Here is a 12,752-nt window from a genome sequence, read left to right as displayed (position 1 = left end):
CAGGACGTACCTCGATGATTGAATTAGTCGACTTCGGCAAAGACTATGGCGATTTCACCGCAGTCAAATGCTTGAACCTGAAGATCGGCGCCGGCGAAATGTTCGGTTTCATCGGCCCCAACGGTGCCGGCAAAAGCACAAGCATTCGCTTTCTGGCCACCTTGCTGCGACCTTCTCGCGGGCAAGGCTTTGTGAATGGTTTTAACGTGGCCGAACAGCCGATGGATGTGCGGCATAGCGTGGGTTACATGCCTGATAACTTCGGCGTGTACGACGGGATGAAGGTCTGGGAGTTTCTCGACTTCTTTGCTGTGGCCTACAAAATCCCTCGCAGTCGCCGTAAAGCGGTCATCACCGACGTGCTAGAACTGCTGGACCTGACGCACAAACGCAACGACTTCGTCAACGGCCTGTCTCGCGGGATGAAGCAGCGACTGTGCCTGGCCAAGACACTGGTGCACGATCCGCCGGTGCTGATCTTAGACGAGCCGGCCAGCGGATTGGACCCTCGGGCACGTTTGGAGGTGAAGGCGCTGCTGAAAGAACTTCGCAAGATGGGCAAGACGATCCTCATTTCCAGCCACATCCTGACCGAACTGGCCGACTGCTGCACGTCGATCGGGATCATCGAGCGAGGTGAACTGCTGATGAGCGGCACCATCGAAGAGGTCTACCGCCGCATCCGCAAGAACCGGATCATCAGCATCAAATTCGTCGACGGCATGGACGCTGGCCTCTCGATCATCCGCAGCATGCCAGAATGCGTGGACATCGATATCGACCGTGGTCAGGTGACCTGCGAACTGCAGACCGACGACCAAGGGGTTGCTTCGCTGTTGAAGAAATTGGTCGACAATCAGATCAACGTCCGCACGTTCGCCGAGAAAGACCCGACGCTGGAAGATGTGTTTATGATGGTGACCAAGGGGTTGGTCACTTAGACAGTCATGACGCCCCCAATGACTCGCCCGATGGGGCCGATCTATCTGATACTTGTCGTCGGTATCGCAGTGATCATCGCGTTACCTTTTGGAAGGCGGGATGACTGGATGGGGACAGCCGCATTCATTGTTACGATTGTGGCCAACCTTATCTTCGGAACAATGATGATCATGGGAGTTGTGCGATCCATTCTTGAGAAGTGGTCAAAAGGCGATTCGGACACTCAGGACTGAATAGCCAGACAACCATCTACATCAAGATGATCGGTTGCGAGTCACCCTCTTGGTCGCGGCGTTCCCACTCGCGGCGGACTTCGCCTAGGCCGTAGGCGCACAGTTCGAACTCGTGGCTCAGTTTGCTGAGCAGTTCGGCTTCGTTGTCGGAATGTTCTTCGGCGGACAGTTCGCTCGCTTTCGAGTACGCCTGTTTGCCAACGACCCAATAGTTCAGCAGGTGATCTTTGCGATCGGCCTTCTGCATTTGGGTCAGGCTTTCCGGGTAGACACCGCTCCAGAAGAGCAGGAAATCGCCCACGTGCTGGTGGACAGACTGCTTGGCCTGGCCGATTCGAGCTTCGGCTTCGATCAGCATGTCGGCCACTTCGGTCAGCGGCTTGCCGGTCAAGCTGCGGACCTTGAAGATCATGTCGCTGCGAATAAATCGCGTGAGAAGGCCGGTCAGATAGTCGGTCAGATCGGTATCCGGAACGCCCAGTTTGGCCTGGAACGTCTGTTCGGTGATGCCTGCAAAGAAGCGGTGCATCTTGGTGCTGTCATCGTCGGCATGCATGGTTGGTTCCCCTCCCGTACTTGGATGTCGGTCAGCAAAACCCGTCAGGCCTTTGGCTTAAGTGCCAAACGATGCCGCGATCGTGGTATCGTCAATGCCCGAAGGGTGAAGTAATGTCCACACGCATGATGGGGCAAGGTTGCGAACGGCGTACCAATTGGCTGCCTTTCGCAAACGCTCTAAAGCTACATTAATTTCGACTAATAGTCTGAGTCAAGTTCAGTAATTTTCCTAATATCATTATAGCTCGATAACTGCCAGAGGGTAGCTTTTGATTCGTGGGTCCTAGCAGGACATACCGCTGGAGAGAGAGGAGAGGACTAATCAAGAAGTGCACGGAAGGTCGGTGTAGCCGACAAACGGCTAGTGATGAGACGTTGATAAGGATAGGGTCTGGCTACTCTGCACATGCCGGGAACACGAGCCGCTTGTGGCCTACGGCCACTCAGAAATGAATTTCTGAGCCACCCTCAATCTTAGATCCTGCTATGCACCACCACGCTCTTTAGCAGTGGTCCAAAACTCTTCCGGGAAGGGCCGTTAGCCGTTCAATGCATCCAGCAGCGAGTCGGCGTATTCGCCTACTTCCTGGATGACCTGTTCCTGCGGCTTGCTTTCTGCTTCGCACAGACGGCGGACGATAGCCGAACCGACGATCACGCCGTCGCACGCTTCTTTCAGCATGTGGATGTGCTCGGGCTTGTTGATGCCGAAGCCGATACAAATGGGCAAGTCAGTTTGGCTTTTGAGCCACTTCACGTTGTCGACAATGTTCGGCGGAAGCTCGGTGCGTTCGCCGGTGATGCCGGCGACCGAAACGTAGTAGATGAAGCCGGTCGACGTTTCGACGATCTTCTTGGCGCGTTCTTTCGAGGTGGTCGGCGTGACTAATTGAATCAAGCTGAAGTCACGCTCTTGGCATAGCTTGGCGAATGCTTCCGATTCTTCGACCAACAGGTCTGGCACAATCGCGCCGCTTACGCCGGCGGCCTGGGCCATGTCCAGGTACTTCTCTGGTCCGTGCCGGTGAATGATCGCATAACTGATCATCGTCACGACAGGGCAGGGGAGGGTCGGCGTAACGCTGCCGATGGTCTCGAGGATCGACTTGAGCTTGATCTTCTTGTCGAGTGCCCGCGTGTACGAGGCCTGAATGACCGGACCATCAGCGATTGGGTCGCTGTAGGGGATCCCCACTTCGCACACCGTGGCCCCACGCTTGCCCAGTTCCGTCAGCGCCGCTGCGGTGATCTCCAACGAAGGATCGCCTGCAGTGACAAACGGAACCAAGGCTTTTTTGTTTTGCGAACGCAGGGCTTCAAAAGCTCGATCGACGGCAGACATCGGGGCGTAACCTTCGTTGGTGTTTGCTGAGAGTAGACTGTTGTGTGCCACTGGCCTCGGGCCAGTGCCAAGCGAGGACTCGGTTTCTCAGTCACACTGACTGGAAGCCAGTAGCACACGAATCGAGCCCATTCAATTCCGTTAGTACTTGACGCCTTTGAGGCGTGCAATTTCGGCAGCGTCTTTGTCACCTCGGCCGGAAAGGCAGACCAACACGACCTGATCTTTGGGCATCTTGGCGGCCAATTCCATGGCTTTCGAGACCGCGTGCGAGGATTCGAGTGCCGGCAGAATCCCTTCGTTGGCAGCTAACGCGTCGAAACCTTTCATCGCGTCGTTGTCGTCGCAGCATGTGTACTGAACGCGACCGGTGGCCTTCCAGTAGCTGTGCTCGGGGCCGACGCCGGGGTAGTCCAAACCGGCCGACATCGAATGGACATCGCATGTCTGACCGTCTTCGTCCTGCATGACAAAGCTGTAACTGCCATGCAGCACGCCAGGTTCGCCGTAGGTGAGCGGCGAGGCGTGATCGCCGGCGCTGGGGCCACGTCCGCCAGCTTCGACGCCGATCAACTCGACATTTTGGTCTTCGACAAAGGGATAGAACATGCCGGCCGCATTGCTGCCGCCGCCGACGCATGCGACCACCTTATTGGGCAACTTGCCTAGGCGATCGAGACTTTGCTGCCGAGCTTCATCGCCGATGACCGCCTGGAAGTCACGCACAATCCGTGGGAAGGGATGCGGACCGACGACGCTACCCAAGATGTAATGGGTGTCTTCGACCGAAGACATCCAGTCACGCATGGCTTCGTTGATCGCGTCGCGAAGGGTTCGTGAACCGGTCGTGACGGGGCGAACTTCTGCGCCGAGCAATTTCATGCTGAACACGTTCGGAGCCTGGCGGCGAATGTCTTCTTCGCCCATGTACACCACACAAGGGATGCCGAAGTGAGCACAAGCCGTGGCCGTCGCCACACCGTGCTGGCCAGCGCCCGTTTCCGCGATGACTCGCTTCTTGCCCATCCGCAAGGTCAGCAAGGCTTGGCCGAGCGTGTTATTGATTTTGTGAGCGCCGGTGTGGTTGGTATCTTCGCGTTTCAGCCATATTTGGGCACCCCCGACTTGTTCGCTCAGCCGCTTGGCATGATAGAAAGGGGACGGACGTCCGACGAAGTCCCGCAACAGGCCCTTCAGCTCTTCAAAGAACGAGGGGTCCTGCACGGCCTTTTCGTATTCGGCCGTTAGCTCGTCGAGGGCCTTGGTCAACGTTTCAGGGACGTATCGCCCCCCGAACGGACCAAAGCGGCCAGAAGGATCAGGAACGTTACGACTGGCGGTACCTAGACTTTCCATCAGCGGATCCATGTGTCACGATTTGGGGAATGACGTCGCAGCAGGATCTTTCCCGTTGTGCGACGCAGGTGCCTGCGTGATAAACCTTTGAGTATCCGGGCAACCTGTAAGGGGGTCAAGTGGACGCGATAACCGCGATCGGAATCGAAACACAACGGAGATCAACCCATTGCCGGAACTTCCTGAAGTCGAAACGATGCGTCGCGGCGTTTTGGGTCTGATCGGCGGTCGAATTGAAACGTTCGAAAAACTGGCCTGCCAACGACGTCCCATCGGCATTACCCCCACCGCGGGTGTCCTCAAAAAAACGCTGGTTGGACGAACGGTCGAGCGAATCGATCGGCTGGGCAAACGGGTCCTCCTTGTTCTGGACGACCAATCTCAGTTGATGTTCGAGCCACGCATGACGGGGCTCGTGCTCGTTTCCGATCCCCCGACACTCGATCATCTTCGGGTACGGCTCACACTCTCGGGCGCGGCACATCCGCAGCTTTTATACTGGGACCGTCGCGGGCTGGGATCGGTTCGGTGGTTTTCGGCCGAACAGTTTGAAAACGAATTCCACGAAGGCCGACTCGGGCCCGATGCGCTTGCTGTCGATGCATTGACTTTCCGCGAGCGGTTTGCGGCCACGCGTCAGCCGGTAAAGGTCGCTTTGCTCGATCAACGCCGGATCGCAGGCATCGGCAACCTTTACGCATCAGAGATTTTACATCAGGCAAAGGTCCACCCAGATCGGCCATGCAGCGAGCTTTCTCCTCAAGCTTGGAAGCGGATTCATGCCTGCATGGTTGAAGTTCTGGAGTTGGCCATCCGATACGAAGGGTCGACCTTAAGCGATGGGACCTATCGCAACGCGCTCAACCAAAATGGCAGCTATCAGAACGAGCATCGGGTGTATGCTAAAGAGGGGGACGTGTGTCGCTCGTGCGGCAAAGCTGTCATTGTCCGGACGGTTCAGGCACAACGTGCGACGTTCTATTGTCCCCGCTGCCAGAAGACGAAGTAGACGGATTCGATATTTCGATTGTTTTCTGAGGGTACGGTCTGTTAAAAATAGAAGAAGTGCGCTCCTCATTCCCCATCTCCCTTCCCGGAGGCCTTTCAATGCCTAGCCGTCTTCCCCTGGTTCCCCCCAATCGACGCGATTTCCTCCAGACGGCTGCCGCCACAACGGCAGGCCTCGCACTGGGCGGTACTTCGCTTTTTGCCGCTGATGAAACCGCTAAGAAAGATACGCCTGAATCACTCGTCAAGGTTTTGTACGACACCCTGAACGAGAAACAGAAGAAGGACGTCACCTTCGACTGGGACCACGAAACAACCTTTGAAGGAAAACTGCGAACCCACGTCGAGAACAACTGGCATATCGTCGATCAAACGATTGACGGAGATTATTACACCAAAGACCAGCAGCACCTGATTCGGCAGATCTTTGTCGGCATGATCAACCCTGAATGGGTCGAGAAGTTCGATCGCCAATTGAAAGACGACGCTGGCGGATTTGGCAAGCAGCAGAATATCGCCATTTTCGGCAAACCGGGCGAAGGCAAGTTCGAGTTGGTGATCACCGGCCGTCACATGACCATGCGATGCGACGGTGACTCGGCCGAGCACGTCGCGTTCGGCGGACCGATCTTCTACGGTCACGCGGCCAAAGCTTTCAACGAAAAGTCTGGCCATCCTGGTAACGTCTTTTGGCATCAAGCCCAAGCGGCCAATAACGTGTATAAGATTCTCGACGGCAAGCAGCAGAAGGTTGCTTTAGTGAAAAAGAGCCCCGTCGAACAGGAATCAGGCTTCCAAGGCCCTGATGCCAAGTTCAGCGGTATCAAAGTCGGCGATCTTTCCGACGATCAAAAGGAAGCCGTGCAGGACGTGCTGAAAACGCTGATCGAGCCTTACCGGCAGAGCGATCGAGACGAAGTCGTGTCCTGCTTGGGCAAGTACGGAGGTCTCGATGCGTGTCACCTGTCGTTCTACGAGGACTCGGACATGGGCAATGACAAAGTATGGGACAACTGGCGTCTGGAAGGGCCCAGTTTCGTCTGGTACTTCCGTGGCAAGCCGCATGTTCACTGCTGGGTGAACGTAGCCGACTCGCATAAAGTCCCATGGAACGCTGCCTAGCCGAGGCCCGTTTGTGAATCGATCTGTAATCGTTGCCTGGTTAACCGCGGCGGCAATGTCCTTGATGACGTTGCCGCTTCTTGCTCAACCTCAAGATCCGCTTCGCGATCAGTCAACCGATATTCTTGAGTTGAAAGATGGCACGGAACTACGGGGGATGTTGCTCGAGGAATCTCCCCGCGGCCTCGAGTTTCTCGAGATCAACCGCCCGCCTGGCAAACCGATGTTCGCCGTTATCCATACCATCAGCACGAGCAAGCAAAAACGCTTAGAGAAAGTCACCGGCGACGATCGCCAGCGGCTCGAGAAGCTGGTCGAACGACTGAGCAATCACACGCAGATCCGTGCGGCGGCGAAAGACTCGTTACAGCTGAAACGTGTGAAGTCGTCTCTACTTGAGACCGATCAGGCATGGGAATATCAGGGCGATCGCTTTGTGTTACTCAGCCCCTTGAACGAGGACATGACGCGTACGTTCGCGGTTCGTGTCGATCAAATCTTTCAGGCCTTTGAACATTGGCTGCCCCCCAAGCAGAAACCCAGCAGCCCGATTCAGATCGTCCTATTCTATTCCATCGACAGTTATTCGGCCTATTTGAAGAAAATCGGTCTGCAGATCGACAACCCGGCTGTTTACGTGCCGCATACCAACCAGGTTTTGATTGGCTCAAACCTCGGTTCTTTTCTCGCACGATTGGATGTTGCACGCGTTCGACATGACGCAATACTTGCCCAGTGGTCTGAGCGAGAAAAAAAACTGCCCGACGACCTGAACCAGTTGGCCAAGCGCCTGAAGGATGCCGGCTGGTCACCCGACGCGGTCATTACCGAAGTTCAAACGCGGCGCGAAGCTTGGCAACGAGACTTCAAAAAAACGCAGGGACAAATTCGGGTGGTCGATCGCCGCAACCAGGCCATGCTGGACGCGCTGATGAACCAGGCCACGCAGCACTTGTGCCACGAATCGTTTCATGCCTACGTCGAGAACTACCTCTATCCGCAAGACCAGTACGAGGTGCCCATTTGGCTGAACGAAGGCCTGGCTCAACTGTTCGAGCATGCGCAATTTGAAAACGGCACGTTCCGTATCGACCTTCCTCCGAAAGAGATCCTTGCCAGTTTGAAGGCCCGCCTGGATCAGGATAACGGAATGAGCCTACAACGGATTCTGCAAACCGAAGCCGGCAGCTTTATCCTGTTCGAGAATCTGCACGAAGGTCGACTCGACTACGACGTTGCCTGGGGATTGGCCTGGTACTTGGTGTTTCAAAAGCAGTTATTCGCCCCTGGCAGTCTGGATCGTTACGTCCACCAACGCAATCTACCGGCACCTTCGGTAGAAGAAACCTTCGGCGAGAGTGTCTCTCGGGTTCAAGCCGAGTGGGTAACCTTTATCCGCCAGTTGGAATCGTAGCGTCGTTTACGATGCCTGCTCGACAAGTGCTTCGTTCAGTGTCTGCTTGATCGACTTGAGGCGTTCTTCATCGAAGATTTTATTGCCCTCCGCGTCGGTGACATAAAACACGTCGACGACTTGATCCAAGTGAGTCGTGATGCGGGCCACGTGAACACTCAAGCCGATATCGTAGAGCATGCGTGAAATCTGATAGAGCAATCCTTGGCGGTCCTGGGTAAAGACTTCGACGATTGTGAATAGATCGGCAGTCTCGTTATCGATTTTGATTTCCGTAGGAATCGGAATCGCTTCTTCGGCCAGGCGCTGATTGCGAGAAGTCCAGGTTGCGGTGAAAGTAGGAGCCTGATCGTCCGCGGCGGTCAAGTATTTGCGGATCCGTTGGCAGATATCTTCCATGCGTTGCGGCGGCGACTGGCCATCGTGATCTTGATCTTGCACGAAGTAACGATCGAGGACCAGTCCATCGGCCAAGGTGTTAATCTCGGCGGCAAGAATTGTCATACGCTGGCTAGTAACGGCCGCAGTTAACTTGTGGAAGACACCCTGCATGAGCGCTTCGCGCGTTCCGATGGTGATTTCCAACACGCCGCGGTCTTCGCGATACTGACACGCGACCATCGGCGAATCGTCCGTCATCGCATGAAGTTGTTCCAGATCGCTAATGATCTGCGTGGCAGGCGTTTCCTGAAGGAATCCTTCCGGTAGCGAATCGATCACATGACGGAACCACTCTTCGTGTTCGTGTCCGCGAACGAGAGACGCCAGACGATCGTGTTTTTTACGCCGCAGCGCGATCGTATCGACCGTGTCGTCTCCGCCCAGGTTTTGCATCGAGCGGCGGTAGAGATCGGTGAGGACTCGGACTTTCCAATCGTTTAATGTCCCAGGACCTACGCCGGCGAAATCGGCACAAGTCAGCACGAACAACATTCTCATTCGCTCGGCCGGACCATTTTCCATGGCGAAGCTCAGAACCAACTGTTCGTCCGACGTATCGCGGCGAAACGCCAGGTGCGACATCGTCAGGTGATGCAGCACCAGATGCACCAGGGTTTCCTTGTCCTGCGGAGACAGCCAAAACCGATCAGCGATTTCTTCGGCCATGCGTGCCCCGACGATGCTGTGATCTTCGGAAAACCCTTTGCCAAGGTCATGAATGAGCAGGGCCAGATGCAGGAGCCACTTCTTCTTGATTTTCATGTAGACCGCACTCAGCGTGTCGTCGCGTTCCAGGAACTGGGTGGCACACTCAACCGTCTTGATGCAGTGCGCGTCGACGGTGTACTTGTGATATTGATTGAATTGCAGCAGACATCGCGCGTGCGACATTTGCGGCACGATCTTCTCTAAGAGTCGCAATTCATGCAGACGCCGTAGCAACTCGCCCAGTCGGCCTGGCTCAGACAATAGAGTCAGAAATGCCCGGCGCGTTGCCTCGGTCATTTCGACTTCCCCTTGTCCCTGCATCTTGCTGCGGATGATTTCCCAGGTCGGGTGATCGATCTGTCGACCAAACCGGCTGGCCGCAATCATCAATTCCAGGATCTGATCTATCTGACCGGCGCGGTGCTGTTTCCATTTTTTGGACGTGCTGATTCGATAAGGGCCCACGTGAAAATCACGATCAACACGACGTGTCATGATCGGGCCAAAGATTGTCGCAATGGGCGATTGGGGCCGAATAGATGCAATGAAATGCCGGCCTGCATCGCGTACACCACTGGTCTGCTCGAAATAAGTCTGCATGAACTGTTCGACCGGCAACAGTCCTTCGGTGCCTTGGTATCCATACAATTCGGCGATGCGAATTTGCTCGGCACGGTCGAGCAAATCAGTCGACTTGCCGGCATGGAAGTGAAGTTCGTTTCTCAGTCGCAGGAGGTACTCTCGTGCGTCTCGCAAAATCTTCCGATCCCGGTCCGAGACCGCGCCCAGGCGATTGAGCGCGTCCATTTCGTTCTCGCCAAACTTCGCAAAGCCAAGCCAGCGCACCATCTGGATGCCGCGTAGCGTACCGCTAGAGCGTTTAATATTGGGCTCGAGCAAATGGACGAGTTCGCCATACTGCGTGCGTTCTTCGTCCCGTGCAGTCATGATCGCGTGAAAAAGACTGCGGAAACAGCGTTTGGACTGACGACGAAATGGTTCCGCAAAATCGCGAAACAGCCCGACGCTACCGGCCAGGAACCGGTTCTCGGCCAATGAAGTGAAGATCGTGGCGTCGGACATCGCAGCTGAGATAGCTTGCCGGGGCGTCCTAAGACTATGTCCTAGTATCAACCCCACGTCGAACACATCTTGCTGCAGTCGCTTAGTGAACTGAATCGCCGGCTCACGAAAGGTCGGCGCGTGCATGATCATCAAATCGATGTCGGAATAAGGAGCCGCATCACGCCGCCCATAGCCGCCGTGCGGAACGATGGTCACATTGCTCAGTACCCGCTCGGCGGTGAAGCCTGGGACATCATCCGCCGCAGCGTTGACCAATTCTAAGAGAATTGAATCGAAGCAATCGGTGATTTGAGCGCACAATTGAACCCCAGGCGTGCCGGCCTGATGCTGCTGCTTGAGTTTCTCTCGACCTGCGGCCAATTTCTGTTTTGCCGCGATGACCGATTCACGAAGGCGCAGTGCTGCCATGAAATGCTTCGCCTGTCTCTTCAGGTAAGAAAACGGCGCCGAATCAACCGGGTGGCGCCGCTGCTAGTTTAATCTAATTAGGCATCTGTCGACGGGATTCAAATAGCGTCTTCGCCCGTTTCTCCGGTCCGGATGCGAATACTATCTTCCAAATTGGTGACAAAAATCTTTCCGTCCCCAATTTGGCCGGTTTGAGCCGTCCGCAAAATGGTGTCAATCACCTTCTGCAGATTTCCATCACTGCACACGATCTCGATCTTCTTCTTGGGGACAAAGTCGACCGCGTATTCTGTGCCGCGATACGTCTCGGTGTGTCCCTTCTGACGACCGTAACCCGATACTTCGATGACGGTCATGCCGAACACACCTTGCTCGCTCAGCGCGTTCTTCACATCATCCAATTTGAAATGGCGGATAACCGCTTCGACTTTTTTCATCGGTCTATCTCCTAATGCGCTTTAATGCGGTTCAAAAGACCGAGCCGCTGGGTATGGGCTCGGTCGTGAACTATGATAATGCATCGCCCAGGCAGGGCGACGTTAGCTGAAGATGTAGCCTTCTTCTCCATGTTCGGAGATATCCAGACCACGGATTTCGCTTTCCTGGGTCACTCGCAGGCCGATGACAACATCAATCAGCTTCAGCAAGATCACGGTGGCCACCACCGAAAAGGCAATCGTCACCAAAACGGCAACAATCTGCCCAATCACCAGCGACACTCCGCCCCCTTCGTACAAGCCGATTGGTTCACCGCCGGTCAAGTCACCACAGACATGACGCGAAGCAAAGACACCGGTGAGCACCGCACCTAAGGTTCCGCCGACACCATGAACACCAAACGCGTCCAACGAGTCGTCGTAACCCATGCTTTGCTTCATCACGGCACATGCATAATAGCAAACGATCCCTGCCGAGGCTCCCATGACCAAAGCAGGCATCGGCAACACAAAGCCGGCAGCCGGGGTGATACACACCAAGCCAGCAACCGCCCCCGAAGCACAACCGAGCACGCTTGGCTTACCCCGCAAAATCCATTCCATCATGGCCCAAGCCACGGCCCCAGCGGCCGCTGAGAAGTGCGTCACCGCGAAGGCATTCGAGGCCAATCCGTTGGCGGCCCCGGCACTTCCGGCATTGAAACCAAACCATCCCACCCACAGCATCGCCGCGCCGAGGGTTGTATACGTCAAGCTATGCGGACGCATGTCGTCGTGACCAAAGCCCAAACGTTTTCCGACAAAGATGGCACAAACCAAGGCCGAGATCCCCGAGCTGATATGCACGACGGTTCCGCCCGCAAAGTCGAGTGCGCCACCGGCCAGTGCATCGGCTTCCCCATAAGCGAGAATCCCACCGTCCCAAACCCAGTGACACAGCGGGCAGTAGACCAGCGTCCCCCACAGAACCGAGAAGACGGCCATTGCCGAGAACTTCATTCGTTCGGCAAACGCACCACAGATCAGCGCCGGAGTGATAATGAAGAACATTCCCTGGAATATCATAAACGTGTATTCCGGAATCGTTCCGTGCATCGGGGTGACTGGCTCGCCCAGCTCTGCATCCCACGCCGGTTGGACGTTATTCATAAACAGAAACTCAAGGTCCCCGACATAGGGATTCGAGCCGCCAAAGCACAGCGTATAGCCCCACAAGCTCCAGACGATCGTCATCAGGCCCATCAGAAACAAGCACTGCATCATCACGCCCAGGACGTTCTTTTTACGAACCAGGCCGCTATAGAACATCGCCAAACCAGGGGCCGTCATGAATAGCACCAACGCACTGGAAGTCAGCATCCAGGCGTTGTCCCCCGAGTCGAGCCCTGGGGCCTCTTCTTCGGGAATCTCTACTTCGCCTGCGTTGCCAGCTTCTACCGGGACGTTACGCTCGGCAGCAACCGGTTCATCGTCCGCTTCAGGGATGAGTTGAGCCGCGAGCGGCTGACATAGTAAGAGTCCAACTAGCGTAGCGATCAGCGCGCAGGCCAATCGTCCACGAAGGAAATACGTGCGCATGAATCTCCACCTCATAAAAGGTCTTATCAGATTGTGAGTACTCTGCGCGCCGCCTATGATTTGCCTGAATCATCGCGCTTTCTAATGACTTGCCTTCCCGCCGCTGGTACCGGAGAGAC

The 12,752-nt window shown here is 55.6% G+C and carries 10 protein-coding genes; 4 read left to right on the top strand and 6 right to left on the bottom strand.

What is annotated here, in order from left to right:
- The first annotated feature begins 14 nt into the window (after nt 1-14).
- A complete protein-coding gene (locus HOV93_RS15235) occupies nt 15-941 on the top strand; it encodes an ABC transporter ATP-binding protein (RefSeq protein WP_207397371.1) in 927 nt (308 codons plus the stop codon).
- 250 nt (nt 942-1,191) lie between these two features.
- On the opposite strand, the gene HOV93_RS15230 is transcribed toward HOV93_RS15235, so the two are convergent.
- The 3 genes from HOV93_RS15230 to trpB all read right to left on the bottom strand — a co-directional run bounded on the left by HOV93_RS15230 (nt 1,192) and on the right by trpB (nt 4,431).
- Complete coding sequence (locus HOV93_RS15230; RefSeq protein ID WP_207397370.1) at nt 1,192-1,731, bottom strand: hypothetical protein; 540 nt, start codon at nt 1,729-1,731, stop codon at nt 1,192-1,194.
- Between the two features lie 540 nt (nt 1,732-2,271).
- Nucleotides 2,272-3,075, bottom strand: a complete 804-nt coding sequence (trpA, locus tag HOV93_RS15225; RefSeq protein ID WP_207397369.1) for a tryptophan synthase subunit alpha — start codon at nt 3,073-3,075, stop codon at nt 2,272-2,274.
- Between the two features lie 141 nt (nt 3,076-3,216).
- Nucleotides 3,217-4,431: a tryptophan synthase subunit beta gene (trpB, locus tag HOV93_RS15220; RefSeq protein WP_235990412.1), complete on the bottom strand. Its 1,215-nt coding sequence runs from the start codon at nt 4,429-4,431 to the stop codon at nt 3,217-3,219.
- 169 nt (nt 4,432-4,600) lie between these two features.
- On the opposite strand from trpB, the gene mutM reads away from it, so the two are divergent.
- The 3 genes from mutM (at nt 4,601) to HOV93_RS26435 (ending at nt 7,975) form a co-directional block, all read left to right on the top strand.
- Nucleotides 4,601-5,440, top strand: a complete 840-nt coding sequence (gene mutM, locus HOV93_RS15215) for a DNA-formamidopyrimidine glycosylase (RefSeq protein WP_207397367.1) — start codon at nt 4,601-4,603, stop codon at nt 5,438-5,440.
- 98 nt (nt 5,441-5,538) lie between these two features.
- On the top strand, nt 5,539-6,561 hold the full coding sequence (locus HOV93_RS15210; protein WP_207397366.1) for a DUF3500 domain-containing protein: 1,023 nt from the start codon (nt 5,539-5,541) through the stop codon (nt 6,559-6,561).
- Between the two features lie 13 nt (nt 6,562-6,574).
- Nucleotides 6,575-7,975 (top strand): DUF1570 domain-containing protein, encoded by a 1,401-nt coding sequence (locus tag HOV93_RS26435; protein ID WP_207397365.1) that lies wholly within the window; start codon nt 6,575-6,577, stop codon nt 7,973-7,975.
- A 6-nt stretch (nt 7,976-7,981) separates the two neighbouring features.
- Here HOV93_RS26435 and glnD read toward each other — a convergent pair whose 3' ends face one another.
- The 3 genes from glnD to HOV93_RS15190 form a co-directional block, all read right to left on the bottom strand.
- The gene (gene glnD / locus HOV93_RS15200; protein WP_207397364.1) at nt 7,982-10,618 is read right to left on the bottom strand and encodes a [protein-PII] uridylyltransferase; all 2,637 of its coding nucleotides are present in this window, start codon (nt 10,616-10,618) and stop codon (nt 7,982-7,984) included.
- Between the two features lie 98 nt (nt 10,619-10,716).
- Nucleotides 10,717-11,055: a P-II family nitrogen regulator gene (locus HOV93_RS15195; RefSeq protein WP_207397363.1), complete on the bottom strand. Its 339-nt coding sequence runs from the start codon at nt 11,053-11,055 to the stop codon at nt 10,717-10,719.
- Between the two features lie 102 nt (nt 11,056-11,157).
- The gene (locus HOV93_RS15190; RefSeq protein WP_207397362.1) at nt 11,158-12,633 is read right to left on the bottom strand and encodes an ammonium transporter; all 1,476 of its coding nucleotides are present in this window, start codon (nt 12,631-12,633) and stop codon (nt 11,158-11,160) included.
- Between the last annotated feature and the right edge of the window lie 119 nt (nt 12,634-12,752).

It is taken from the genome of Bremerella alba (assembly GCF_013618625.1).
In the GTDB taxonomy this organism is placed as follows: Bacteria; Planctomycetota; Planctomycetia; order Pirellulales; family Pirellulaceae; genus Bremerella; species Bremerella alba.
This window is presented reverse-complemented; position numbering and strand designations above follow the sequence as displayed.